The following is a 24,603-nucleotide window of genomic DNA, read 5'->3' on the forward strand; positions in this document are numbered from 1 at the left end:
CCATCCGGCTCATGATGCCGGTGCCTGAGAGCTTGGCTCGTTCGCATCACCTGCGTCATCTGCGGTAACGCCGCACCCACTTGTCCCAGCCCGCTACCCGCCAACAGCGATCCGCGTGAGGGAGCGCGCGGCGTTACGCGAGGTGGTTCTCAATACGAGAAAGCGATAGGTTGGATTGTCATGTGCCCGACAATTCAGCAGGAAATTTTCGCTGGCTTTCCAAGCTCCCGGTTCCTAACGGAAATGGTGTTGTTGCGGTGCAATATGGTTGGGCGTGGGACGCTGTCGCTCGAATGATTGCTGTTGATTACTTGAGGCGTATCGCGGCCTGGTCGCGCGAACTGACCGAGCAGGAAATCGAGATCGCCCGCGCCGGCATCGCCGAGAAGTCCTATCGCGCCAACGAATTCATCTTCATGCGCGGCGACAATTTCCAGTACTGGACGGGCATCGTCAGCGGGTTGGCCCGCATGGGCATCGTCTCCCGCCGCGGCAAGGCGGCGAGTTTCGCGGGCCTCACCACCGGCGCGTGGTTCGGCGAGGGCACTGTGCTCAAGAACGAGGCGCGGCGCTACGACGTGGTGGCGCTGCGCGACACGCGGCTCGCAATGATGGACCGCCGCACCTTCGTCTGGCTGTTCGAGAACAGTGTCGGCTTCAACCGATTCCTGGTCGGACAGCTCAATGAGCGGCTCGGCCAGTTCATCGCGCTCCTGGAATACGGCCGCACGCTGGATGCGACCGAGCGGCTGGCCCGGTCAATTGCCTCGCTCTTCAATCCGATTCTCTATCCCGACCTGACGCTGCACCTGGAGATCACCCAGGAGGAGATCGGCGCATTGTCGGGAATCTCCCGGCAGAACGCCAACCAGTGCCTGAAGCGGCTGGAACGGGAAGGGCTACTCCGGCTTGAATATGGCGGGGTGACCATCATCGACCTTGAGCGGCTGCGCCACTACGGCGAGTGATCCCGACCAGGGTACAAGGGCCATTTTACGGTTCCGAATCCCCGACTCGGGGCCGTCTGGGCATTAGACTTGGGCCGGGTCGGATGCTACAGACCGACCCGATTTGGATCGCGCGATTTTCGCGCCTCTGGAGAAAATATGGCAGCTCAGGATTCGAAGCGGCGCGTAGCGCTGATCACCGGTGTCACCGGACAGGATGGTGCGTACCTTGCCGAATACCTGCTCGGTCTCGGCTACACCGTTCATGGGATCAAGCGCCGGTCGTCCTCGTTCAACACCGCGCGTGTCGATCACCTCTACCAGGACCCGCATGCCGGCAACGTGCCGTTCCTGATGCACTATGGTGACATGACCGATTCCACCAATCTGATCCGGCTGATGCAGCAGATCCGGCCGACCGAGGTCTACAACTTGGCTGCGCAGAGCCACGTTGCAGTCAGCTTCGAGAGCGCGGAATATACCGCCAACGCCGACGCCATCGGCGTGCTGCGCCTCCTGGAGGCGATCCGGATTCTCGGCATGGAAAAGGAGACGCGGTTCTATCAGGCCTCGACCTCGGAGCTCTACGGCCTAGTGCAAGAGGTGCCGCAGAAGGAAACCACGCCATTCTACCCGCGCTCGCCCTACGGCGTGGCGAAGCTCTACGGCTACTGGATCACGGTGAACTACCGTGAGGCCTACGGCATGTTCGCTAGCAACGGCATCCTGTTCAACCACGAGAGCCCGATCCGCGGCGAGACCTTTGTGACGCGCAAGATCACGCGTGGCGTCGCTCGCATCGAGGTCGGCCTTGAGAGCACGATCTATCTCGGCAACCTCGAGGCCAAGCGCGACTGGGGCCATGCGCGTGACTATGTTGAGGGCATGCACATGATCCTGCAAGCGGATCATCCCGATGACTTCGTGCTGGCGACCGGCGAGACTCGCTCGGTGCGCGAATTCGTCGAGCTGGCGTTCGCCGAGGTCGGCCGCGCGATCGAATGGCGCGGCAAGGGCGTCGACGAAACCGGCGTCGACAAGGCGTCGGGCAGGACCGTGGTTCGCGTCGACCCGACCTATTTCCGTCCGGCCGAGGTCGATCTCTTGATCGGCGACTCGAGCAAGGCGCGCGCCAAGCTTGGATGGAAGCCGAGGACGTCCTTCGCGCAGTTGGTGAAGGAAATGGTTGCCGGCGATCTCGCAGAAGCCAGACAGGACGCCGCCAATGGCAAGCACTCCGTATGAACTGAAGGGCAAGACTGTCTTCGTCGCCGGCCATCGCGGCATGGTCGGCTCGGCGCTGATGCGCCGGCTCGCCCGCGAGGGCACGACCCTTTTGACGGCGTCGCGCAGCGAAGTTGACCTCCGCCACCAGGCCGCCGTGGACGCTTGGTTTGCCGCGAAACGTCCCCAGGCCGTGTTCCTTGCCGCGGCCAAGGTTGGCGGCATTGTCGCCAACAACACGCTGCGGGCCGAGTTCCTCTACGACAATCTGGCGATCTCGGCCAATGTGATCCAGGCTGCCCACGCCAATGGCTGCGAGAAGCTGATGTTCTTCGGCTCGTCCTGCATCTATCCGCGGCTGGCGCCGCAGCCGCTGCGCGAGGATTCGATGCTGACCGGCCCGCTGGAGCAGACCAACGAGCCCTATGCCATTGCCAAGATCGCCGGCATCAAGATGGCGGAGACCTATCGCAGCCAATACGGCTCCGATTTCATCAGCGTGATGCCGACCAACCTCTACGGTCCCGGCGACAATTATCACCCGGAGTACAGCCACGTCGTCGCGGCGCTGATCCGCCGCTTCCATGAGGCTAAACTGTCGGGGGCGACCAACGTCGTGGTGTGGGGTACCGGCACGCCTCGGCGCGAATTCCTCTATGTCGACGATCTCGCTGACGCCTGCATCCACCTGATGAAGGCCTATTCCTCTCCTGAACTGGTCAATATCGGCACCGGCGAGGATATCAGCATCGCTGAATTCGCCCGCGTGGTCGGGGCTGCCGTCGGCTATCGCGGCGAGATCAGCTTCGACACGTCGCGTCCGGACGGCACGCCGCGCAAGCTGCTCGATGTCAGCCGCCTGGCCAAGCTCGGCTGGCGCGCCACCACCTCGCTCGAGGACGGCATCAGGCTCGCGTATCAGGCCTATCTGAGCGAGACCAAGCAGGCGGCGGAGTAGCGCGCGACTGTCACCCCCGGTCATTGCGAGCGTAAGCGAAGCAATCCACCTCTCCGCGCCGGGAACGGATGGATTTCTTCGTCGCTCGCGCTCCTCGCAATGACGACTTGGCTACTGCCGTGCCGCCATCCGCGGCGGGTTCTTCGACAGGGCGGTCGCCATAGCCGAGATCAGCGGCTTCATGAAGAACGCGTCGTTCGCCGGATAAATGTCGGTGCGCAGGCCATGGGCCTTCAACTCGTCGGACACAATGGGGCCGACGGAGGCGATCGGCGTGTGGTTCAGCCCATCACGCAACTGAGCCTCGCAATTGTGTGCCTGCGCCACGTCGATCAAGCGGCGGACTTGCCCCGAACTCGTCAGTGCGATGGCGTCGATGCGGCCGCGCGCCATCTCATCGATCGCGGCGACGATGTTCGCGTCGGCGGCGCGCGCGTCGTAGACGTAGGGCAGGACGGTATCGACGTCGGCGCCCTGCGCCTTGATCGCGCCAATCAACACGCTGTGATCCTTGTCCGGGTAGAGCTGCAGGCCCACGCGATGGCCGTTCAGGTCGAGCTTCGACAGCATCTCGGCAACGCCTTCCGATGTCGGCTTCTCCGTCGTCATCTGGGGCTCCAGCCCGATCTCGCGCAGGGCGCGGCCGGGTTTGGGGCCGCGGGCAAACTTGCGCGCCTTGCAGATGCTGCCGACGAATTCCGCCTCGACCCCGGTCCGGCGCACGAGCTTCATCAGGCGGCGCAGGCCTTCGCCGGTCATCAGCACGAGATCGTCCAGCGGCCGCTCGATCGCACGGCGGATCCAGGTCTCGATCGGCGCCGGGTCGGGCGCATCATGGATGGTGAACATCGGGCATTGCAGCACATCCGCGCCCTGCTCAGCGAGCAAGCGGGAAAACTGTGCCTCCTCGCGGGTTTCGAGGATCAGGATGCGGTAGCCGTTCAGCCGGTCAGCCATGATGGTGCTCTAACAAACATTGCCGTCTTTTGTTCGATTTGAACCCTGCTACGGGATTGGCGCAAGGGTGCGGGCGGTGATAGACGAAGGCCAAAATCGTCGCTCCGCGCTCTTGCTCAAGTTCTGGTCAATTGGCATGCCCGACCATCAATTCGTTTTGACCCTGTCCTGTCCGGATCGCCCGGGAATCGTCTCGGCGGTGTCCACCTTCCTGGCTCACAACGGGCAGAATATCCTGGATGCCCAGCAGTTCGACGATACAGAGACGGGCAAGTTCTTCATGCGCGTGGTCTTCACCGCGGCGGACCTCGCGGTCGAGTTGCCGGCGCTGCAGACCGGCTTTGCCGCGATCGCCGAACGCTTCAGCATGGAATGGCAGATGCGCGACCGCGCCAGCCGCCGCCGGGTGATGCTGCTCGTCTCCAAGTCCGATCACTGTCTGGTCGATATCCTTTACCGCTGGCGTACCGGCGAGCTCGAGATGATCCCGACCGCGATCGTCTCCAACCATCCCCGCGAGACCTATGGCTCGCTCGATTTCGGCGACATCCCGTTCCATTGCCTGCCGGTAACAAGGGAAACCAAGCGCCAGCAGGAAGACGCGGTGTGGAAGCTGGCGCAGGATACCCAGACCGACCTCGTGGTCTTGGCGCGCTACATGCAGATCCTGTCGGACGAGATGTCGGCGCGGCTGTCAGGCCGCTGCATCAACATCCATCATTCGTTCCTGCCGGGCTTCAAGGGCGCCAAGCCCTACCATCAGGCGCATGAGCGCGGCGTCAAGCTGATCGGTGCCACCGCGCATTACGTCACCAGCGATCTCGACGAGGGGCCGATCATCGACCAGGACGTCGAGCGGATCAGTCACCGTGACACGCCCGAGGATCTCGTCCGCAAAGGCCGCGACATCGAGCGTCGCGTGCTGGCGCGGGCGATCCGCTATCACCTGGCCGACCGCGTCATCCTCAACGGCCGTAAGACCGTGGTATTTGTCGACTAATGAGCCGCACCCTGTGACGTCGGGACTGGCGTCGATGCCGCCTTCGGATCGTCGCCGTGCTCGGCCGCCGGCATCAGGCGCTTGCGCTCGCGCTCCTTCATGAACTCATCGTATTTGGCGGTCCCGGGGCGGGGCGGGGCGTCGGCGGGCAAGCCGCCGGCCCAAGCCGGAAGATAATCGCCGACGCCGGCTGCCATTTTCTCGTTGATCGAGCTGCACCCGCTGAGCGCGGAGGCCATCAGCGCGAGGGCGGTCATGATGAAGACAGGGCGGATGCAGTTCGGCATGTGGGAAGGGTACGACCCTAATTTTTGAGGATACTGAACTAGAGGCGCGACGCTTCGTCCGCAATTGTGCTTCTTTGTTGACAGCTTCATTTGCTTCGCACGATCGTCTAAATCGCAAGGCCTGCGAATCCTAGATCGCGGGTCGCTTTGGGCGTTATGTTATGGTAATTTAATACCTTAAACCTAAATCAGCCGATGCCGGCTGCAGTGGACGGCACTCGCCCATCGTCCGATTGACAATAGGGCGGCGGAAGACGCCATGTCGCGTTGCGGCTTTGGCCGCGATGCTGGCGAAACAAGAACCGGGGACTCGGTTCATCGCACAAGGAGGGGGAGAGAACGCTCATGATCAATTTCAATCGTCGCAGGATGTTGCTGTGGGCGGCCACGGCGGCCACCCTCCCGGGGCTGTGCGCCGCCGCGCCGGCGCACGCCGAGGACACCGTGAAGATCGGCCTGATCGTGCCGATGACCGGCGGTCAGGCTTCGACGGGCAAGCAGATCGACAATGCCATCAAGCTCTATATGCAGCAGAACGGCGACACCGTTGCCGGCAAGAAGGTCGAAATCATCCTGAAGGATGACGCCGCGATGCCTGATAACACCAAGCGTCTGGCGCAGGAGCTGATCGTCAACGACAAGGTCAGCATCATTGCCGGCTTCGGCGTGACGCCCGCCGCGCTTGCCGCGGCGCCGCTGGCGACGCAGGGGAAGATCCCGGAAGTCGTCATGGCCGCCGGCACCTCCATCATCACCGAGCGCTCGCCCTACATCGTGCGCACCAGCTTCACGCTGGCGCAGTCCTCCACCATCATCGGTGACTGGGCGGCCAAGAACGGCATCAAGAAGGTCGCGACGCTGACCTCCGACTACGCGCCGGGCAATGACGCGTTGACCTTCTTCAAGCAGCACTTCACCGCCGGCGGCGGCGAGATCGTCGAGGAGGTCAAGGTGCCCTTGGCCAATCCCGACTTCGCGCCGTTCCTGCAGCGCATGAAGGACTCCAAGCCCGACGCGATGTTCGTGTTCGTTCCGGCGGGGCAAGGTGGCAACTTCATGAAGCAGTACGCCGAGCGCGGTCTCGACAAAAGCGGCATCAGGGTGATCGGCCCCGGCGACGTCATGGATGACGACCTGCTCAACAACATGGGCGATGCCGCCCTCGGCGTGGTGACCGCGCATATCTATTCGGCGGCGCATCCCTCGCAGAAGAACAAGGATTTCGTCGCCGCCTACAAGAAGGCGTTCGGCAACCGTCCGGGCTTCATGGCGGTGGGCGGCTATGACGGCATCCACCTGATCTACGAAGCGCTGAAGAAGACGGGTGGTGACAGCAACGGCGACAAACTGGTCGCGGCGATGAAGGGCATGAAGTGGGAGAGCCCGCGCGGCCCGATCTCGATCGATCCGGAAACCCGCGACATCGTGCAGAACGTCTACATCCGTAAGGTCGAGAAGGTCGACGGCGAACTCTACAACGTCGAGTTCGCCACCTTCGAAGCCGTCAAGGATTCCGGCAAGACTAAGAAGTGATGCGCGCAAGCGCGTCGTCCGGAACTCGCCGAGCGCGAACCTCGGATACGCGATTGCGCATCGGGGACCTCGAAATTCTTGAAGATTCCGGGTTCAGGGCAAGCGCGCTGCCCCGGAATGACGAATTAGCATCAGGCTGCGTCCGGCTCTCCATGGCCTCTGTCCTCACCAACCTGTTCGACGGCGTCGCCTACGGCATGCTGCTGTTCGTGCTCGCCTGCGGCCTTGCAGTGACCCTCGGGCTGATGAACTTCGTCAATCTCGCGCATGGCGCCTTTGCCATGGCCGGTGGCTACGTCTGCGCCGTGCTGGTGAATAATTCCGGCTGGCCGTTCTTTGCCGCGCTGCCGCTCGCTTTCGCCGCCAGCGCCGCGATCGGCGCCCTGATGGAGCGCGCGCTGTATCGTCATCTCTACACGCGCAGCCATCTCGACCAGGTGCTATTCTCGATCGGCCTGGTGTTCATGTCGGTCGCTGCGGTCGACTACGTCATGGGTTCGGCGCGGGTCTTCATCAAGCTGCCGTCGGCGCTGGAAGGGCAGATCGATCTGTTCGGCGTCGGCATCGGCCGCTACCGGCTGATGATCGTCGTGATCTGCGGTCTGCTGACGCTCGCGCTGCAACTGATCTTGTCCAAGACGCGGTTCGGAAGCCGTCTGCGCGCGGCGGTCGATGATCCGCGCGCCGCGATCGGGCTCGGCATCAACGTGCCGCAGGTGTTCTCTTTCACTTTCGCCTTCGGCTGCGGGCTGGCCGGCCTCGGCGGCGCGCTGAGCGCCGAGATCCTCGGGCTTGATCCGTACTTTCCGCTGAAGTTCATGATCTATTTCCTGATCGTCGTGACGGTCGGCGGCTCATCCTCGATCACCGGGCCGTTCCTAGCCTCGCTGCTGCTCGGCATCGCCGATGTCGCGGGCAAGTATTACGTGCCGAAGATGGGTCCGTTCGTGATTTACACTGTCATGATCGTGATCCTGATCTGGCGCCCGAACGGCCTGTTCGGCCGCACCGCGGCGCGATGAACTCGCCATGACCGCGCTGACGGACGTTTCCTCTCAGGCCGTTGCCGGCGCGCGCTGGCGGATCGGCGAGCTCGTGTTCTGGCTTCTGGCGCTGGCCTGCGCCTTCCTGTTCCCGTCGCGCTATCTGATCATGACTGACATTGTGCGATTCGGGCTGTTCGCGCTGTCGCTCGACCTCATCCTCGGTTATGCCGGCATCGTTTCGCTGGGCCACGCGGCGTTTTTCGGTGTAGGTGCCTATTCGGCCGGGCTGCTGGCGTTGCATGGCATCATCAACGAGCCCGTCATAGCCCTCGTGGTCGCCGGTCTCGTCGCGGCCGTGCTGGGTTTCTCGACCAGCTTTCTTGTCATCCGCGGCGTCGATCTGACTCGGCTGATGGTGACGCTTGGGATCGCGCTGTTGCTGGAGGCACTCGCCGAGCGGTTTTCCGATATCACCGGCGGCACCGACGGCTTGCAGGGCATCGAGATGCAGCCGATCCTCGGGCTGTTCGCCTTCGACATGTTCGGCAAGACCGGGTTCTTCTATTCGTTGATCGTGCTGTTCGTCTTGTTTCTGCTCGCCCGGCGCATCGTGCATTCGCCGTTCGGCCTGTCGCTACGCGCGATCAGGAACAACCCGCTGCGCGCGGCGGCGATCGGCGTGCCGGTCAACCGCCGCTTGGTCGCGATCTATACGCTCGCCGCGTTCTATGCGGGCATCGCCGGCGCGCTGTTCACCCAGACCACCGCGCTTGCCTCGCTCGACGTGTTCGCGTTCGAACGCTCGGCCGACCTGATGCTGGTGCTTGTGATCGGCGGTACCGGCTATCTCTATGGTGGCCTGATCGGCGCCGTTGTGTTCAAGATGTTGCAGGAGTTGTTTCAGAGCATTACCCCGCAGTACTGGCTGTTCTGGATCGGCCTCGTGCTGGTCGTGATCGTGCTGGTCGGCCGCGCGCGCATCCACCGCTGGGTGCTGTTCGTGCCGAATCTGATCGTCCGCCGGTTCGCCGGGCGCAAGGCCGTCGTCGCGGTTCCCGAGAGTGACGCGTCATGACCATCGCGCTCGAAACCCGCGGCCTCGAAAAATCGTTCGGTGGGCTCCGTGTCACCCGTGATCTGTCGCTGAAAGTGATGCGGGGCGCTCGCCACGCGCTGATCGGGCCTAATGGCGCCGGCAAGACCACCGTCATCAATCAGCTCACCGGCGTGCTGAGGCCGAACAGCGGACGTATCCTGCTCGAAGGGAGCGACATCACGGGCCTCTCCGTGCACAAGCGCGTGCTGCGCGGGCTGTCGCGCACCTTCCAGATCAATCAGCTCTATGCCGACCTCACTCCGCTCGAAACCATTGGCCTCGCTGTCTCGGAGCGGATGGGCCGCGGTGGCGACTGGTGGCGGCGGATGGGCACGCGCAATGATGTCAATACGGAGATTGCCGAGATCCTCGCGCGCTTCCATTTGCTCGACGTGATGAGCGAACTCACCTCGACGCTGCCTTATGGCAAGCAGCGCCTGCTGGAGATCGCGGTGGCGATCGCAGCCAGGCCGCGGGTCCTGCTGCTCGACGAGCCGGCGGCCGGAGTGCCCGAAAGCGAGCGGCACGACATCCTCGCGGCAGTCGCGGCGCTGCCACGCGACGTCACCGTGCTGCTGATCGAGCACGATATGGACCTGGTGTTCTCCTTTGCTGACCGCATCTCGGTGCTGGTCAATGGCGGGCTGTTGACCGAAGGCGCGCCCGACGAGGTCGCGCGCGATCCGCAGGTGAGGGCGGTTTACCTCGGCGAGGCCCCCGATGCCTGATCTTCTTTCCGTACAGGACCTGCGCGCCGGATATGGCGAGGCGGTGGTGCTGCCCGGGATGTCGTTCAGCCTCGCGGAAGGCCAGGTGCTGGCGCTGCTTGGCCGCAACGGCACGGGCAAGACCACGCTGATCAATTCGATCGTCGGCATCGTCAGGCGCTTCGGCGGCAGCGTGTCGCTGGCAGGCCATGACATCACGGCGATGCGGCCTGACCAGCGCGCTCGTGCCGGCATCGGCTGGGTGCCGCAGGAGCGCAACATCTTCCGCTCGCTGACCGTGGAAGAGAACATGACCGCGGTGGCGCAGCCCGGACCATGGACCGTCGAACGGGTGTATGAGATGTTTCCGCGGCTGAAAGAACGCCGCGGCAATTTCGGCAACCAGCTCTCCGGCGGCGAGCAGCAGATGCTGGCGATCGGTCGCGCGCTGACGCTGAATCCGAAGGTGCTGCTGCTCGACGAGCCGACCGAGGGCCTCGCGCCGATCATCGTTGAGGAATTGTTAAAGGCGATCGGAACCATCACGCGCTCGGGGGGCATTTGTTCGATTATCGTCGAGCAGAATGCGCAAAAGATTCTGGGGCTCGCCGACCGCGTTGTGATATTGGAACGCGGCACGATCGTGCATGATGCCGCGAGCAGCGCGCTGAAAGCCGATCCCTCTGTCCTTGAGCGCCATCTCGGCGTCTCCGGGGCCAAAGCACATTAGAAACGTCCGGGAGTTGACCATGCAGCGAACCAAGCCTCCGTTCCGCGCCGACGAGGTCGGCAGTCTGTTGCGTCCGCCGAAGATCAAGGAGGCCCGCGCCAGGCTGGAAAAGGGCGAGATCTCGGCCGACGATCTGCGCAAGATCGAGGACATGGAGATCGAGAAGGTCGTGCACAAGCAGGCCTCGATCGGATTGAAGCTCGCGACCGATGGCGAGTTTCGCCGCTCCTGGTGGCACTTCGATTTCCTCAGCCACCTGACCGGCTGCGAGCTGTTCCATCCCGACATGGGCATTCAGTTCGCGGGCGTGCAGACCCGGCACGACGCCATCAGGGTGATCGGCAAGCTCGACTTCTCCGATCGCCACCCGATGCTCGATCACTTCAGGTTCCTGAAGAAATACGCCGACCAGGCACATGTCACGCCTAAGATGACGATCCCGTCGCCGGCGGTGCTGCACTTCCGTGGTGGCCGCAAGCTGATCTCGAGGGAGGTCTATCCGGACCTTGAGGAATTCTACGAGGATCTCGGCAAGACCTATCGCAAGGCGGTGAGGGCGTTCTATGATGCCGGCTGTCGCTACCTGCAATTCGACGACACAGTGTGGGCCTATCTGTGCTCGCAGGAGGAATTGCAGAAGTCGCGCGATCGCGGCGACAATCCCGACGGCCTACAGGAGATCTATGCCCGCATCATCAACTACGCGATCGCCGAGCGCCCTTCGGACATGGTGATCACCACCCATGTCTGCCGCGGCAATTTCCGCTCGACCTGGATTTCGTCCGGCGGCTACGAGCCGGTCGCCGAGACCCTGCTCGCCGGCACCAACTACGACGGCTATTTCCTCGAATATGATTCCGACCGCGCCGGCGGCTTCGAGCCGCTGCGCTTCCTTCCCAAGGGCAACAAGGTGGTAGTGGTCGGCGTCATCACCTCGAAGTTCGGCGAGCTCGAGAAGAAGGACGACATCAAGCGGCGGCTGGAAGAGGCGGCGAAGTTCGCTCCGCTCGAGCAGCTCGCGGTGTCGCCGCAGTGCGGCTTTGCCTCGACCGAGGAAGGCAACATCCTCTCCGAGGAAGAGCAGTGGGCCAAGTTGCGTCTCGCCGTCGAGGTCGCGAGCGAGGTGTGGGGGAAGTAAGACCGCCTCGGTTGTCGTCATTGCGACGAGCCAACGGGTCCGGCCTTCGGCCGGCCCGATGACAGGCTCCACGACGAAGCAATCCACTCTTTCCCTCCGCGGAGGCATGGATTGCTTCGCGGACCTGTCATCGGGCGCGCATTCGCGCGACCCGTTGGCTCGTAATGACGTGGCGAGAGTGAGCATCATCTTCCCGCCAGATCAATCTCGCCGAGGAGCGAGGAGCTCGACTACCGTAGCTGCCTGCCCGTGATCGCGGCGACGATCTCGGCATGGACCCCCGCCGGCACCTGCCCGGAACGAGCTGTCGGCGCCTGACCTCGGGCGAGGCGGGCGCAGCAGGGCCTGATCTACCCTCGATACCCTGACTGGACCCGGCGCTGCCGCCGCGCGGTTCACACATGTTTGCTGATCGGCGCGCAGATAGGGGTTCAAATGGTGGGCAACACGTGCTACGAGGCAATCACCCTTTAGCTCTGCCCACCAGTGTCCCAACTGCCCGTCCACATCCCCGGCTCCATGAAGAACGACGAAATCCTCGGCCAGATCACGGACTTCTGCCGTCGTTCCGACATGGCGGAGACGACGTTCGGCCGCCGGGCCGTCAACGACGGCAAGCTGGTGCACCGGTTGCGTGAGGGTAAGCGCATCACGATCGATACCCTCGACCGCATCAACGCTTTCATTGCCACCTCCACGCCGGGCGGCGTCGTGCCGCCGCGCGGCCTGGTGGTGCCCCTGGAGAAGCGCGATCCGCGGGGCAATTTCCGCTTCTTCGAGAATCGCCAGCGATATCTGCTGTTTGTCCATACTTGCAGCGAGAAGCGGGTGATTGCTGACCGGGTCGCGCTGGAATTGTCCGCGATCCATCCACGGCCGCCGGCGCTGCGGGTGTTCGACGCGGGGATGGGCGACGGCACGGTGCTGGCGCGGGTGCTGCGGGCGATGCACGGCCGCTTCCCCCACATGCCGTTCTACGTTGCCGGCAAGGAGCTCAGTCTCGAGGACGTCCGTCTCACCCTGGACAAGGTGCCGGATCGCCTGTTCGAGCATCCGGCGAGCGTCTTCGTCTTCACCAACATGTACTACGCGGAGGCGCCCTGGCTGACACCGCGGTCGAATACGGCGGCCGCGAGCATGATCTGGCATGAGGTCCCCCTGCGCGGGGCCTCCTCGGGCGAATTCGAGGCCCAGATCGCTGAACTCGGCCCGTTTCTCGAGCAAAACTGGCGGGCCATGGTGAGCCCGCGGACCGCTATGCCGATCTACGAGCGGCCGGTGGCGCTGGTGCTGTACCGGGACGACCACCGGTTCCTGCTCGACTCGATCATTCCCCGAGCCGGCCGGACCGAGGCCAATTTCGACCTTGTGATCGCCTCCCAGCCCTACCGGGCCAAATCCTCTGTGAATTTCCGCGCCAAGCGGATCATCGCGCCGCTGGCCCGGGCGCTGCGCGGCGGCGGGCGGCTGATAGGAATTCACTCCCATGGCGGCGATCCCGGGCTTGAAATTATTCAGGCCGTATGGCCCGGAGAAAATCCTTTCGCCGTCAGTCGTCATGAGATATTGCGCGCGGTGAAATATGAGCTTGGGTCGGCCGGGCGTGAGCTGAACTTCAACGCTTACGCGGATAACCGTTCGATCTTTCGATATGATATGGAAGCGCTGCCCAACGAGGTGACGGGCTCGATCGGAACCTCGACGGCCTTTGCAGCGTGGAATGCGGCAGTGTATGTCGCGCAGATCGAAGATGACCGGTTGACCGAAACGACCGAAAACGGACGAGCTCTCGAGGCCACGCGCGAAGTTCTCCGTAAACACAACGGGCTGTGGTTTTACGACGAATCCTACGTCATCTCGCGACGACGAGACTGACATTCCGGGGACATATTCACCAACGAACGTCGGCGTCCGACGAAACAAGGGGTTTGCTTGATGCGCGCGTCTTATCTGTTCACCAGCGAGTCGGTCTCGGAAGGTCATCCGGACAAGGTTTGCGATCGCATTTCGGACGAGATCGTGGACCTGTTCTATCGCGAGGGGCCCAAGGCGGGCATCGACCCCTGGCAGATCCGCGCGGCATGCGAGACGCTCGCGACCACCAACAAGGTGGTGATCGCCGGCGAGACCCGCGGCCCTAGCTCGGTCACCAACGACCAGATCGAGAGCGTCGTCCGCGACGCAATCAAGGACATCGGCTACGAGCAGGAAGGCTTCCACTGGCAGAACTGCGACATCGAGATCCTGTTGCATCCGCAGTCGGCCGACATCGCGCAGGGCGTCGACGGCAAGCAGCCTTCCAACCAGGAAGAGGGCGCCGGCGACCAGGGCATCATGTTCGGCTACGCCACCAACGAGACCCCGGACCTGATGCCGGCGCCAATCTTCTACGCCCACAAGATCCTGCGCCTGATCTCCGAAGCGCGCCACTCTGGCAAGGAGAAGGTGCTGGGCCCGGACTCCAAGAGCCAGGTCACCGTCCAGTATGAGAACGGCAAGCCGGTCGGCGTGCGCGAGATCGTGGTCTCGCACCAGCATCTGGTCGAGGACCTCACCTCCAACCAGATCCGCGACATCGTCGAGCCCTACGTCCGCGAGGCGCTGCCGAAGGAGTGGATCAACGGCAAGACGATCTGGCACATCAACCCGACTGGCAAGTTCTTCATCGGCGGTCCGGACGGCGATTCCGGCCTGACCGGACGCAAGATCATCGTCGACACCTACGGTGGCGCGGCCCCGCACGGCGGCGGCGCATTCTCCGGCAAGGACCCGACCAAGGTCGACCGTTCGGCGGCCTATGCCGCACGCTATGTCGCCAAGAACATCGTCGCGGCCGGTCTCGCCGACCGCTGCACGCTGCAGCTCGCCTATGCGATCGGCGTTGCGCGTCCGCTGTCGATCTACATCGATACCCACGGCACCGGTAAGGTGCCGGAGGACCAGCTCGAGAAAGCGGCGGCGCAGGCGATGGATCTGACGCCGCGCGGCATCCGCACCCATCTCGACCTCAACCGCCCGATCTACGCCCGCACCTCGGCCTACGGCCATTTCGGCCGCACGCCGGACAATGAAGGCGGCTTCTCCTGGGAGAAGGCCGATCTCGTCGAGCAGCTCAAGCGCGCGCTCTGACGCTCTTACCTCTCCCCGCATGCGGGGAGAGGTCGCCGCGAAGCGGCGGGCGAGGGGACTCTCCGCGGACTCAGTCGGTGGATGGAGCCCCTCACCCCGACCCTCTCCCCGTAAGAACGGGAGAGGGGGAATGCCCCGCCGCACGGCGTTCGGCTCGCTTTGCTACTGATACGCTGGACTCACCGACTAGGAAAACAACATGAACGCCCCCACGAAGCCCGGCTTCACCGACTACATCGTCAAGGATATTTCGCTCGCCGATTTCGGCCGCAAGGAGATCTCACTCGCCGAGACCGAGATGCCCGGCCTGATCGCGACCCGCGAGGAGTACGGCCCCAAGCAGCCGCTCAAGGGCGCGCGAATTGCGGGCTCTCTGCATATGACGATCCAGACCGCGGTCCTGATCGAGACGCTAGCCGCGCTCGGCGCCGACATCCGCTGGGTCTCCTGCAACATCTATTCGACTCAGGATCACGCCGCGGCCGCGATCGCGGCTGCCGGCATACCGGTGTTCGCCGTGAAGGGCGAGACGTTGACAGAATACTGGGACTACACCGCCAAGCTGTTCGACTGGCACGGCGGCGGCACGCCCAACATGATCCTCGATGACGGCGGCGACGCCACCATGCTGGTGCACGCCGGCTATCGCGCCGAGCAGGGCGACACCGCCTTCCTCGACAAGCCGACTTCCGAGGAAGAGGAGATCTTCTACGCGCTGATCAAGCGTCTCCTGAAGGAGAAGCCGAAGGGCTGGTTTGCCGAGATCGCGAAGAACATCAAGGGCGTCTCGGAAGAGACCACGACCGGTGTGCACCGCCTATACGAGATGGCCAACAAGGGCACGCTCTTGTTCCCGGCGATCAACGTCAATGACAGCGTCACCAAGTCGAAGTTCGACAATCTCTATGGTTGCCGCGAGTCGCTGGTCGACGGCATCCGCCGCGGCACTGACGTGATGCTGTCGGGCAAGGTCGCGATGGTCGCGGGCTTCGGCGACGTCGGCAAAGGCTCGGCCGCCTCGCTGCGCCAGGCCGGCTGCCGCGTCATGGTTTCCGAGGTCGATCCGATCTGCGCGCTGCAGGCGGCGATGGAAGGCTATGAAGTCGTCACCATGGAAGACGCGGCTCCTCGTGCCGACATCTTCGTCACCGCCACCGGCAACAAGGACATCATCACCATCGAGCACATGCGTGCGATGAAGGATCGCGCCATCGTCTGCAACATCGGTCACTTCGACAACGAGATCCAGATCGCGTCTTTGCGCAATCTGAAGTGGACCAACATCAAGCCGCAGGTCGACGAGATCGAATTCCCCGACAAGCACCGCATCATCCTCTTGTCGGAGGGACGTCTGGTGAACCTCGGCAACGCGATGGGCCATCCGTCCTTCGTGATGTCGGCCTCGTTCACCAACCAGACGCTGGCGCAGATCGAGCTGTTCGCCAACAACAAGGGCGGCAAGTACGAGAAGAAGGTCTACGTGCTGCCGAAGACGCTGGACGAGAAGGTCGCCCGCCTGCACCTCGCCAAGATCGGCGTCAAGCTGACCGAACTGCGCAAGGACCAGGCCGACTACATCGGCGTCAAGCCGGAAGGCCCGTACAAGTCGGATCATTATCGTTACTGATCCACGGTCGTCACCATCGATCACGTGAAAAGCCCCGGCATCGTCCGGGGCTTTTTGCCGCGCGGGAATGCGATGCCGTGCGCGATGCACGTGTATGATTAGCCTGTCAAACAGCCAGGGCCTCAGTGTCATCACCCGCGCATGCGGGTGATCCAGTATTCCAGAGGCCTTCGTTCAATTTGAGAGGCCGCGGCGTACTGGATGCCCGCCTGCGCGGGCATGACGACTGAGATGGATATGGCTTCACGTTCTCGCGACACCGTGCGCCTCATGCGCACCCGTCAGTTGCGCAATCGGCGTTCATCGCATCTCGACCCTACACTCGTGATGATCGCGCAGCGCCGCTCAGGCGGGGTGAGACGGGTTATTCATACACTGAGTTGGAGTTCGGAAAGCCGAACCATTTCTGCGTGAGGTGCTTGCGCCGTTGGGCAACTCAGTGATCGCGGCCGTCACTCCGACGCCTGCACCGTGCCGTGGCCCAACTGCCTCGAAATATCGCTCGCACAGTTCCGCAGCGCGGCTGCGATCGTGCTGTCCCAATTGACGTCGAACGTGCCCTCCGGCCCCATCGCCGTGATGACGAGTGCGACGTGGCCGGCATGATCGAACACCGGAGCTGCGAAGGCGTTGACGCCGGGTAACGGATCGCCAATGGCGCGCGCCAGCCCGTGGCTGCGGACCTCGGCCAGCATCTCCGTGGTCCTCGCGCTTGTTGGCGCGCGCTTCGGATTGTAGCCGACACCGAGGCGATCAAGACCGCTTTCGAGCGCCGTCCTGACCGCATTCGGCGGCATGAAGGCGGCGAATGCCCGGCCGGTCGCGGTCTCGAGCAGGGCCACCACCGATCCGACGCGCATTGCGATGTGCACGGGATGGCTCGGCTCCTCGAGCCGCACCACAGTCGGCCCGTGGGTGCCCCAGACAGACAGCGACACGGCATGATTGATGCTGTCGGCGAGGGTGGCGATCCGCGGCGTCGCGATGCGTACGGCCGAAAGCCGGCGCAGACTGATCAGGCCGAGCTCGAGTGCGAGCGCGCCGATCTCATAGCGGCCCGTGGTCTCGTCCTGCTCGATCAGTCCGATGCGGGAGAAGCTCACCAGATAGGGATGCGCCTTGGCCGGCGGCATGCCGGCTTCGCGCGCAAGATCGCGCAGCATCATCGGTTCGCCGCTGCGGGCGAGCGCGCGAAGCAACTCTCCACCGACCTCGATCGACTGTATGCCGCGGCTTTCTTTCGTCATGGCCCTGCAAGCTCTCCACAACGTCCTTATACGGCCAGAAATCCTCCGTCGACGGGCATGGTCACGCCGTTCACATACGACGCGAGTTCGGAGGCGAGAAACACCACCGGGCCGACCAGCTCCTCCGGCTCCCCGACACGGCCGAGCGGCGTGCGGCCCAGAAATCCTGCAAGCCGGGCGGGGTCGCTGCGAGTCGCTTCAGTCATGGCGGTCGCGATCACGCCGGGTGCGATGGCGTTGACGCGGATGCCGTCGGCCGCGAGTTCGCGCGCCAGCGCCTGCGTCAACAGCTTCACGCCGCCCTTGGACGGCGCGTAACCCAGCGTGTCGGCAACCCCGACGAAGGAGGCGATCGAACCGAGATTGATGATCGCGCCGCGGGTCTCGCGCAGCGCCGGCAGGAAGGCGTGGGTCACGTTGAAGGTGCCGGTGAGGTTGACGTCGAGCACCCGTCGCCAGTTGTCGTGCGCCTTGGGCGAATCGATCCCTTCGCGGATGATGATGCCGGCGTTGTTGACCAGCGCCGCGATCGGCCCGATCTCGCGGCCGACCCTCTGCGCCAGCGCATGACAGACCGCGGCATCCGACACGTCGAGGTGAAAGGCCCAGGCGGCGCGGTCAGACCCGCGGATGTCGGACGCGGTTTGTTCGGCGCCGGCGAGATCGATGTCGGTCACCACCACGTCGGCGCCGTGGGCCGCAAGCCCGCGCGCGATGGCGCGTCCGTTGCCGTGGGCTGCACCGGTGACCAGCGCGCGCTTGCCGGCCAGCAATTGGGCGACTGCATTCATGCTGCGCTTCTTTCCGTCGCGGCCGACGCAAGGTGACGTCCGGCGATGTAGCCGAAGGTCAGCGCCGGGCCGAGGGTGATGCCGGCGCCCGGATAATTGCCGCCCATGATGCTCGCCATGTCGTTGCCGGCGGCATAGAGCCCGGGGATGACACGTCCCTCGGCATCGAGCGCGCGCGCCTGAGCGTCGGTGACGATTCCGGCATAGGTGCCGAGATCGCCGATCACCATCTTGATCGCATAGAACGGTCCGCGTTCGAGCGGCGCCACGCAGGGGTTCGGCCCGTGCAGCGCATCGCCCTGATAGCGGTTATAGGCGCGCGAGCCCTTGCCGAAGGCGGGATCGCGCCCTTCCGCAGCGAGCTTGTTGAATTCGGCAACGGTTGCCTCCAATCCGCGGGCGTCGATGCCGGCCTGTGCGGCAAGCTCGGCCAGCGTATTGCCGCGCTTCAGATACCCCGTCCTGAGATGATGGCCGAGCGGCATCGGGCGCGGTGGCACGCAGCCGAGGCCGTATTTGCGCAAGGTCTGGTGATCGCAGACGAGGTACGCCGCGATCTCTTCGCCGGGCTTGGCCGCCTTCATCATCTCTTGCACGAAGTCATGGTAGGAGTTGCCCTCATTGGCGAAGCGCTTGCCGTCGCGCATCACCGCGATTACGCCGGGCTTGGCGCGGTCGATGAAGTGCGGCATCACGCCCTTCGAGCCATCCTTGCGCGTGGTGACCGAGACCGGCACCCAGGCCGCCGCGTTGGGCAGCGAATCCTCGACCCGGCCGCCGACGGATTCCGCGAGCCGCAAGCCGTCGCCGGTGTTGCCGGTCGGGCCCGGCGAGTAATGCTCCTTGCCGGTCGGCGCATGCGGAAACATCTTCTGCCGCCGCGCGACGTCGTGCGGAAAGCCGCCGCAGGCGAGCACCACGCCGCGCCTCGCATTGATCCGGATCGTGCGGCCCTGGCTTTCGACCACCGCGCCGCGCACCGCGCCGTTCTCGACGATCAATTGGCGCACCGGCGAATTGAGCCAGAGTGGGACGTTGAGGTCGAAGGCGGATTTGGCCAGCCGGCCGGCGAGCGCATTGCCATTTGTGAGGGTCATGCCGCGGCCATGGCGCACCACGTCGCCGGCATGCTTCGAGAGGCGCCTGGCGACATAGGCCGCCGAGGCCAGCGAGCGGGTTGCGCGCATGAAGTGGATGATCTCCTTGCCGGAGCCGAGCATCATGCCGAACACGGTGAGCTCGGGCAGGGGGCTGCCGAGATCCTTGATGTGGTTGCCGAGCTCACGCCCGTCGAACGGGCGCGCGACCATCGAGCGGCCACCCTGAGCGCCGCCCGGCGCTTCGGCATGATAGTCTGGGAAGGTCAGCGGCATGTCGAACCGCACCGCCGTCTTGGTGGTGAAGAAATCGACCGCCTTCGGCCCTTCGGTCAGGAACGCGTCGACGCGCGCGGCATCGAAGCTGTTGCCGGCTTCATGCCTGAGATAGGTCCTGGCCTGGTCGGGGCTCTCCTCGATGCCCCAGGCTTTCGCCAGGGACGTGCCGGGGATCCAGAGCCAGCCGCCGGAACGCGCAGTGGTGCCGCCGAAGCGCGGCTCCTTCTCGACGACGAGCACCTTCAGCCCGTGATGGGCTGCGGTGACCGCGGCCGACAGGCCGCTGCAACCGGAGCCGACCACAAGCGCGTCGCATTCGTAGGTCTCTTGCACGTTGTCTGCCATACGACCGATCCTATTTCTTCAACAGCGGGCACTTCGACTCGGACACCGGACGGAACGCATCCTCGCCTTTCACCGTCTTGACGATATCGAGATAGTCCCACGGCTCCTTGGATTCCGACGGCGACTTCACCTTGGCGAGATACATGTCGCGGATCACGCGGCCATCCTCGCGCAGCTTGCCGCCGTGCACGAACGTGTCCTCGATCGGCAGTTCGCGCATCTTGGCCATCACCTTCTGCGGATCGTCGGTGCCGGCGGCCTTGATCGCCTTGAGATAATGCAGCACCGAGCCGTAGACGCCGGTCTGGATCATGGTCGGCATCACCTTGGTGCGTTCGTAGAATTTCCTCGACCAGGCCCGTGTCTTGTCGTCCATGTTCCAGTAAGACGCCGTGGTCATGTAGGTACCTTGCGCCGCTTTCAAGCCGATCGCGTGGATATCGGTGTCGAACATCAGGAGACCGACCAGCTTCTGACCGCCCTGCACGAGACCGAATTCGCCGGCCTGCTTGATCGCGTTGTCGGTGTCCTGGCCGGCATTGGCGAAGGCGACCACGTCGGCCTTCGAGCTTTGCGCTTGCAGCGCGAAAGAAGAGAAGTCGGCGGTGTTGGTCGGATGCCGAACGCTGCCGAGCACCTTGCCGCCCATCTCATTGATGAAGCGCGTGGCGTCCTTCTCGAGCTGCTGGCCGAAGGCGTAGTCCGCCGTGATGAAGTACCAGGACTTGCCGCCTTGCTGGATCACCGCGGAAGCTGTCACCTTCGACAGCGCGTAGGTGTCGTAGGTGAAGTGTACGGTGTTGGGACTGCACAGCTCGTCCGTCAGCGAGCTCGCGCCGGGACCGGACAGCAGCGCGATCTTGTTGCGCTCGCGGACCATGTTGTGGACGGCGATCGCGATGCCGGAGTTCGGGATATCGACCACCGCGTCGACCTTGCCGTTATCGAACCAGCCGCGCACGATCTGCACGCCGACATCGGTCTTCATCTGATGGTCCGCGCTGATGATCTCGATCGGCTTGCCGAGCACCGTTGGGCCGAATTCCTCCACCGCCATCTTGGCCGCCTCGACCGAGCCGGGGCCGGAGTTATCGCGTCCCCAGCTCGACAGGTCGGTCAGCACCCCAATGCGCACGACGTCGTCGGAGACCTGGGCCTGAGCGGCCGATGTCAGGGCCGCAAGAATGGCGGCTGCCACAATGTATCTCATGGTTCCTCCCTTTTAGCTTCGCCGTTCGACGGCGTGTTATCTTGATTAGTAATTGTCTAACTTATTTGTCAATGATGAACTCTTCGCAGGGTTCGCGCTGTAGATCGATCGCTTCGTCTCCGCAATTTGAAGTCGAAAGTCCGCAGGTGTGATCGACGCGCTGCTTCACTTTTGGTGAGCGAACGCTTACAAGAGCGCCGGGATGGCAACTCGGCAGGGCTTCCGGGACCGGGGTCGGACCTGCCGTCGAACCAACCCGCTATGAAACAAGGGGATTTCGCGAACGCGATGCGCTTTGAGCTTCTGCTTGTCCTGGGCCACCGTCCAGCCGGACCGGCTGTTGCGGGACAGGGCGAGGGGAACGGACCGCGTCGGGGGCCGCGATCACAGACGGATCATGTTGAGACAGCTCTTTGCGCCGCAGCTCGTTCTTCTCTACGTGCTGGCGGCTTCCACGCTCTATGTGCACTTCCGCGGCAAGCAACGGCTGCGGTTCGCGCGCCAGCTCGGCGATCACTCGACCTATCTCGCGCCTTACAACGTGCTGATGTATGCGGGCTCCGCGGTGCCCAACACGCCGGTGATTCCGGTGGAGCAGTTTCCCGAGCTGAAGAAGCTCTCTGACAATTGGGAAACGATTCGCGACGAGGCGACGCGCCTGTTCGACGAGGGCTTCATCCGCGCCGCAGCGAAGAACAACGACTGGGGCTTCTATTCCTTCTTCAAGAGCGGCTGGAAGCGCTTTTACCTGAAATGGTATGACGACTTCCTGCCGTCGGCGCGCACGCTGTGCCCGAAGACGGTCGAGCTGTTGAATTCGATCCCGAACGTGCACGGCGCGATGTTCGCGATGCTGCCGCCGGGCGGCAAGCTGGGTGCGCACCGCGATCCCTTCGCCGGCTCGCTGCGCTATCACCTCGGCCTAGTGACGCCCAACTCGAACCAGTGCCGCATTCTGGTCGACGGCGTCGAATGCGTCTGGCGCGACGGCGAGGCCTTCATGTTCGACGAGACCTTCATCCACAGCGCCGAGAACAAGACCGACGTCAACCGCATCATCCTGTTCTGTGACGTCGAGCGCCCGATGAAGTTCGGCTTCATGACCGCGATGAACCGCTGGGTCAGCCACAACATCGTCAAGGCGTCGGCCACGCAGAACGTCGACGGCGAGCACGTCGGTGCGTTGAACAAGGTGTTCGGCAAGCTCTATGAGCTCCACCTCGCCAGCCGCAAGGTCAAGGACTGGAATCGGAGCGTGTACTACACGCTGAAGTATTCGGTGACCGCGCTGATTCTCGGCCTGATCGTTGTGTCGGCACTGCGGTGATCGCGATGCCGCTGCCACGCTGAAAGCAAAGGCCCCGGAGCGTGCTCCGGGGCCTTGTCTTCTGGGAGTGTAGCTTCGTGACCAGGCGCGGCCGTTTCGGTGATATCGCCAGTCCGCAAATGCGAGATCGCAACCGCCGAAGTGCGAGCTGTGACGCTAACGGTCAAAATCAGTCGCGCTCGAAAATCCTGGCGCCGGGGTAGACACGCCGGGCGTACGCGACGACCCACTCCCGGTCCTGAGTCTCCAGGAACGGAGTTCGGATCTTGCACGACCCGACGATGAGGTGCCAAAGGCCATTCAGCTTCTGAATGTTGACGATCATTTGAGGATTCCTCAACGAACCGGTGCTGCAGGCGACACCTAGTTCTCGTGACAGTCTTCCCAATCACTGCGAGTGTAAAAATCTCTCTCCGCCGCTCAACTGTACGAGCGTAGGCACAGGGCATGACAAGGAATCACAGAGATCATACCAAGGTATGTTGATGTCTGTCCGGAGGTGGCGCAGAAGCGCGCGTTGGACAACCGCTCGTGGCGCCCTGGCTAACACTCGGTCGGCCCACTCCATTGCTCTATGAGCTCGATCTCGCGAGCCGCAAGGTCAGGGAATGGAATCGCACGGTCTCAGCGAATGAGGCGACTTCTGTTGGCGAGCGTGCCGTTGCGTGCGAGCGGCGGCGCCACCCGAACCACAATGTTGGCGGGGCGGCCATCGCGTTCGAGCGTGAGCCTAACATCCTGGCCGATCCGGGCGAGGCCCACCAGATTGCGGAGCTGCGCCGCGGTGCGGATCGGGTGGCCATCGGCCATGGTGACGACGTCGCCTTTGTGCAGGCCGGCTCGCTCCGCGGGCGAATCCGTCGCGACCTCGGCGATCACGGCGCCTTCGCTGCGGCCCCTGTTGCTGGATGGACGCAGGTCCTGCAGCGCGATGCCGATGCGGCCGCGTTCGACGTGCCCGGTGGCGATGATCTGCTCCATCACCCGCCGCGCCATGTTGACGGGAATCGCAAAGCCGATCCCGACATTGCCGCCCGCGGGCGAGATGATCGCCGAGTTGATGCCGACCAGCTCGCCGCGCAGACTGACCAGCGCGCCGCCGGAATTGCCTGGATTGATCGCGGCATCGGTCTGGATGAAGTCCTCGTAACCTTGCTTGGCAAGGCCGGTGCGTCCGAGCGCGCTGACGAGTCCCGAGGTAACTGTCTGGCCGAGGCCGAAGGGGTTGCCGATTGCGAGCACGAAGTCGCCGACCTCGAGCGCGTCGCTGTCGCCGAGCGGAAGCGCCTTGAGGTCACCGGGGTTTTCAATCTGCAGCACGGCGACATCGGTCGGCGGATCGCGGCCGATCACCTTCGCGGCGAACTGCCGGCTGTCCTTGGTCGTGATCTGAACGACCGATGCGCCTTCGACGACATGATTGTTGGTCAGGACATAGCCGCGCTGGGCATTGACGATCACGCCGGAGCCGGCGGCGTTGACCTCGTGCTCGATCTGCTTCGGAACGTCGAAGAATTCGCGGAAGACGGGATCGCGGTAGAGTGGGTTGTCCTCGCGGACCCGGCCATGCACGGAGATGTTGACGACCGCCGGCGTGATCCGGCGCACCAGCGGCGCCAAGGTCGGGATCGAGCCCCCCGTTCGCAAATCCGGCACCTGCGCCGCGGCCGGATGCATCGCCGACAGCGCCAGCACCACGAGACCAAGCGAAAGCCAATATGCACGAACCATCTTCGTCATCCGCCGTTCCGCCTAGGTTCGAATTTGGAAAACTTTGTGGCCATGCGCGGTGCCGTCACGCAAATGTGGAGGGGCCACGGCCGGCGCGGGACCGACGCGCCCGATCCGGGCGTCGGCGCCGGCTTCATCACGCTGTCATCAACCACTGCGTGGCGCGCGTTCCGGCCTCCCGGCCGAGTAAGAACCTGGCGAGCAGCGCGCCTTCGCGCTCCGATCGTGTGCGTCGAAGTGCTACAGTTCAGCCCGGC

General features: G+C 63.8%; 22 protein-coding genes. 14 read left to right on the forward strand and 8 right to left on the reverse strand.

Annotated features, from left to right (window positions below):
* Positions 1-293: 293 nt before the first annotated feature.
* The 3 genes from P6U30_RS13160 (at position 294) to P6U30_RS13170 (ending at position 3,129) form a co-directional block, all read left to right on the forward strand.
* The gene (locus tag P6U30_RS13160; protein ID WP_407169437.1) at positions 294-968 is read left to right on the forward strand and encodes a Crp/Fnr family transcriptional regulator; all 675 of its coding nucleotides are present in this window, start codon (positions 294-296) and stop codon (positions 966-968) included.
* Between the two features lie 138 nt (positions 969-1,106).
* A complete protein-coding gene (gene gmd, locus P6U30_RS13165; protein WP_407169438.1) occupies positions 1,107-2,192 on the forward strand; it encodes a GDP-mannose 4,6-dehydratase in 1,086 nt (361 codons plus the stop codon).
* Positions 2,173-3,129, forward strand: coding sequence for a GDP-L-fucose synthase family protein (locus tag P6U30_RS13170; protein ID WP_407169439.1), 957 nt, complete (start codon positions 2,173-2,175; stop codon positions 3,127-3,129). Before gmd ends, P6U30_RS13170 begins: the two co-directional genes overlap by 20 nt.
* A gap of 111 nt (positions 3,130-3,240) precedes the next feature.
* Here P6U30_RS13170 and P6U30_RS13175 read toward each other — a convergent pair whose 3' ends face one another.
* Complete coding sequence (locus P6U30_RS13175) at positions 3,241-4,086, reverse strand: uroporphyrinogen-III synthase (protein ID WP_407169440.1); 846 nt, start codon at positions 4,084-4,086, stop codon at positions 3,241-3,243.
* 136 nt (positions 4,087-4,222) lie between these two features.
* On the opposite strand from P6U30_RS13175, the gene purU reads away from it, so the two are divergent.
* On the forward strand, positions 4,223-5,086 hold the full coding sequence (gene purU, locus P6U30_RS13180; protein WP_407169441.1) for a formyltetrahydrofolate deformylase: 864 nt from the start codon (positions 4,223-4,225) through the stop codon (positions 5,084-5,086).
* On the opposite strand, the gene P6U30_RS13185 is transcribed toward purU, so the two are convergent.
* Positions 5,083-5,343, reverse strand: a complete 261-nt coding sequence (locus P6U30_RS13185) for a hypothetical protein (RefSeq protein WP_407169442.1) — start codon at positions 5,341-5,343, stop codon at positions 5,083-5,085. The genes purU and P6U30_RS13185 overlap by 4 nt on opposite strands.
* Before the next feature lie 399 nt (positions 5,344-5,742).
* On the opposite strand from P6U30_RS13185, the gene P6U30_RS13190 reads away from it, so the two are divergent.
* The 9 genes from P6U30_RS13190 to ahcY all read left to right on the forward strand — a co-directional run bounded on the left by P6U30_RS13190 (position 5,743) and on the right by ahcY (position 16,319).
* The gene (locus P6U30_RS13190; protein WP_407170446.1) at positions 5,743-6,906 is read left to right on the forward strand and encodes an ABC transporter substrate-binding protein; all 1,164 of its coding nucleotides are present in this window, start codon (positions 5,743-5,745) and stop codon (positions 6,904-6,906) included.
* 152 nt (positions 6,907-7,058) lie between these two features.
* Positions 7,059-7,928, forward strand: a complete 870-nt coding sequence (locus P6U30_RS13195; RefSeq protein WP_407169443.1) for a branched-chain amino acid ABC transporter permease — start codon at positions 7,059-7,061, stop codon at positions 7,926-7,928.
* Between the two features lie 7 nt (positions 7,929-7,935).
* Positions 7,936-8,967, forward strand: coding sequence for a branched-chain amino acid ABC transporter permease (locus P6U30_RS13200; protein ID WP_407169444.1), 1,032 nt, complete (start codon positions 7,936-7,938; stop codon positions 8,965-8,967).
* The gene (locus tag P6U30_RS13205) at positions 8,964-9,716 is read left to right on the forward strand and encodes an ABC transporter ATP-binding protein (protein ID WP_407169445.1); all 753 of its coding nucleotides are present in this window, start codon (positions 8,964-8,966) and stop codon (positions 9,714-9,716) included. Before P6U30_RS13200 ends, P6U30_RS13205 begins: the two co-directional genes overlap by 4 nt.
* Positions 9,709-10,425 carry an ABC transporter ATP-binding protein gene (locus P6U30_RS13210; RefSeq protein WP_407169446.1) on the forward strand — a complete coding sequence of 239 codons (717 nt, stop codon included), beginning with the start codon at positions 9,709-9,711 and terminating at the stop codon, positions 10,423-10,425. Before P6U30_RS13205 ends, P6U30_RS13210 begins: the two co-directional genes overlap by 8 nt.
* Positions 10,426-10,444: 19 nt before the next feature.
* Entirely contained in the window at positions 10,445-11,563 is a 1,119-nt protein-coding gene (locus P6U30_RS13215; protein ID WP_407169447.1) for a cobalamin-independent methionine synthase II family protein, read from the forward strand.
* Between the two features lie 519 nt (positions 11,564-12,082).
* Entirely contained in the window at positions 12,083-13,438 is a 1,356-nt protein-coding gene (locus tag P6U30_RS13220; RefSeq protein WP_407169448.1) for a hypothetical protein, read from the forward strand.
* Positions 13,439-13,498: 60 nt separating this feature from the next.
* Positions 13,499-14,692: a methionine adenosyltransferase gene (gene metK, locus P6U30_RS13225; protein ID WP_407151476.1), complete on the forward strand. Its 1,194-nt coding sequence runs from the start codon at positions 13,499-13,501 to the stop codon at positions 14,690-14,692.
* A gap of 199 nt (positions 14,693-14,891) precedes the next feature.
* Complete coding sequence (gene ahcY, locus P6U30_RS13230; protein ID WP_407151477.1) at positions 14,892-16,319, forward strand: adenosylhomocysteinase; 1,428 nt, start codon at positions 14,892-14,894, stop codon at positions 16,317-16,319.
* A 452-nt stretch (positions 16,320-16,771) separates the two neighbouring features.
* On the opposite strand, the gene P6U30_RS13235 is transcribed toward ahcY, so the two are convergent.
* Genes P6U30_RS13235 through P6U30_RS13250 form a run of 4 tightly spaced genes read right to left on the reverse strand, consistent with a single transcriptional unit; the run spans position 16,772 to position 21,288 of the window.
* Positions 16,772-17,566, reverse strand: a complete 795-nt coding sequence (locus P6U30_RS13235; protein ID WP_407169449.1) for an IclR family transcriptional regulator — start codon at positions 17,564-17,566, stop codon at positions 16,772-16,774.
* A 26-nt stretch (positions 17,567-17,592) separates the two neighbouring features.
* Positions 17,593-18,357, reverse strand: coding sequence for an SDR family NAD(P)-dependent oxidoreductase (locus tag P6U30_RS13240; protein ID WP_407169450.1), 765 nt, complete (start codon positions 18,355-18,357; stop codon positions 17,593-17,595).
* Positions 18,354-20,078: an FAD-dependent oxidoreductase gene (locus P6U30_RS13245; protein ID WP_407169451.1), complete on the reverse strand. Its 1,725-nt coding sequence runs from the start codon at positions 20,076-20,078 to the stop codon at positions 18,354-18,356. The genes P6U30_RS13240 and P6U30_RS13245 overlap by 4 nt, the downstream gene beginning before the upstream one ends.
* 10 nt (positions 20,079-20,088) lie before the next feature.
* Entirely contained in the window at positions 20,089-21,288 is a 1,200-nt protein-coding gene (locus tag P6U30_RS13250; RefSeq protein WP_407169452.1) for an ABC transporter substrate-binding protein, read from the reverse strand.
* A 397-nt stretch (positions 21,289-21,685) separates the two neighbouring features.
* Between P6U30_RS13250 and P6U30_RS13255 the strand changes: the two genes are divergently transcribed.
* Positions 21,686-22,615 carry an aspartyl/asparaginyl beta-hydroxylase domain-containing protein gene (locus tag P6U30_RS13255; RefSeq protein WP_407169453.1) on the forward strand — a complete coding sequence of 310 codons (930 nt, stop codon included), beginning with the start codon at positions 21,686-21,688 and terminating at the stop codon, positions 22,613-22,615.
* A 169-nt stretch (positions 22,616-22,784) separates the two neighbouring features.
* Here P6U30_RS13255 and P6U30_RS13260 read toward each other — a convergent pair whose 3' ends face one another.
* On the reverse strand, positions 22,785-22,940 hold the full coding sequence (locus P6U30_RS13260) for a hypothetical protein (protein ID WP_407151484.1): 156 nt from the start codon (positions 22,938-22,940) through the stop codon (positions 22,785-22,787).
* Between the two features lie 299 nt (positions 22,941-23,239).
* On the reverse strand, positions 23,240-24,346 hold the full coding sequence (locus tag P6U30_RS13265; protein WP_407169454.1) for a trypsin-like peptidase domain-containing protein: 1,107 nt from the start codon (positions 24,344-24,346) through the stop codon (positions 23,240-23,242).
* Positions 24,347-24,603: the final 257 nt, after the last annotated feature.

The organism is Bradyrhizobium sp. ORS 111, assembly GCF_045571485.1.
GTDB lineage: Bacteria > Pseudomonadota > Alphaproteobacteria > Rhizobiales > Xanthobacteraceae > Bradyrhizobium.

Excerpts from the sequence above, each read along its gene's own strand:
- P6U30_RS13160 (WP_407169437.1), top strand. The coding sequence starts at position 294 with ATGATTGCTGTTGATTACTTGAGGCGTATCGCGGCCTGGTCGCGCGAA.
- gmd (WP_407169438.1), top strand. The coding sequence starts at position 1,107 with ATGGCAGCTCAGGATTCGAAGCGGCGCGTAGCGCTGATCACCGGTGTC.
- P6U30_RS13170 (WP_407169439.1), top strand. The coding sequence starts at position 2,173 with ATGGCAAGCACTCCGTATGAACTGAAGGGCAAGACTGTCTTCGTCGCC.
- P6U30_RS13175 (WP_407169440.1), bottom strand. The coding sequence starts at position 4,086 with ATGGCTGACCGGCTGAACGGCTACCGCATCCTGATCCTCGAAACCCGC.
- purU (WP_407169441.1), top strand. The coding sequence starts at position 4,223 with ATGCCCGACCATCAATTCGTTTTGACCCTGTCCTGTCCGGATCGCCCG.
- P6U30_RS13185 (WP_407169442.1), bottom strand. The coding sequence starts at position 5,343 with ATGACCGCCCTCGCGCTGATGGCCTCCGCGCTCAGCGGGTGCAGCTCG.
- P6U30_RS13190 (WP_407170446.1), top strand. The coding sequence starts at position 5,743 with ATGTTGCTGTGGGCGGCCACGGCGGCCACCCTCCCGGGGCTGTGCGCC.
- P6U30_RS13195 (WP_407169443.1), top strand. The coding sequence starts at position 7,059 with ATGGCCTCTGTCCTCACCAACCTGTTCGACGGCGTCGCCTACGGCATG.
- P6U30_RS13200 (WP_407169444.1), top strand. The coding sequence starts at position 7,936 with ATGACCGCGCTGACGGACGTTTCCTCTCAGGCCGTTGCCGGCGCGCGC.
- P6U30_RS13205 (WP_407169445.1), top strand. The coding sequence starts at position 8,964 with ATGACCATCGCGCTCGAAACCCGCGGCCTCGAAAAATCGTTCGGTGGG.
- P6U30_RS13210 (WP_407169446.1), top strand. The coding sequence starts at position 9,709 with ATGCCTGATCTTCTTTCCGTACAGGACCTGCGCGCCGGATATGGCGAG.
- P6U30_RS13215 (WP_407169447.1), top strand. The coding sequence starts at position 10,445 with ATGCAGCGAACCAAGCCTCCGTTCCGCGCCGACGAGGTCGGCAGTCTG.
- P6U30_RS13220 (WP_407169448.1), top strand. The coding sequence starts at position 12,083 with ATGAAGAACGACGAAATCCTCGGCCAGATCACGGACTTCTGCCGTCGT.
- metK (WP_407151476.1), top strand. The coding sequence starts at position 13,499 with ATGCGCGCGTCTTATCTGTTCACCAGCGAGTCGGTCTCGGAAGGTCAT.
- ahcY (WP_407151477.1), top strand. The coding sequence starts at position 14,892 with ATGAACGCCCCCACGAAGCCCGGCTTCACCGACTACATCGTCAAGGAT.
- P6U30_RS13235 (WP_407169449.1), bottom strand. The coding sequence starts at position 17,566 with ATGACGAAAGAAAGCCGCGGCATACAGTCGATCGAGGTCGGTGGAGAG.
- P6U30_RS13240 (WP_407169450.1), bottom strand. The coding sequence starts at position 18,357 with ATGAATGCAGTCGCCCAATTGCTGGCCGGCAAGCGCGCGCTGGTCACC.
- P6U30_RS13245 (WP_407169451.1), bottom strand. The coding sequence starts at position 20,078 with ATGGCAGACAACGTGCAAGAGACCTACGAATGCGACGCGCTTGTGGTC.
- P6U30_RS13250 (WP_407169452.1), bottom strand. The coding sequence starts at position 21,288 with ATGAGATACATTGTGGCAGCCGCCATTCTTGCGGCCCTGACATCGGCC.
- P6U30_RS13255 (WP_407169453.1), top strand. The coding sequence starts at position 21,686 with ATGTTGAGACAGCTCTTTGCGCCGCAGCTCGTTCTTCTCTACGTGCTG.
- P6U30_RS13260 (WP_407151484.1), bottom strand. The coding sequence starts at position 22,940 with ATGATCGTCAACATTCAGAAGCTGAATGGCCTTTGGCACCTCATCGTC.
- P6U30_RS13265 (WP_407169454.1), bottom strand. The coding sequence starts at position 24,346 with ATGGTTCGTGCATATTGGCTTTCGCTTGGTCTCGTGGTGCTGGCGCTG.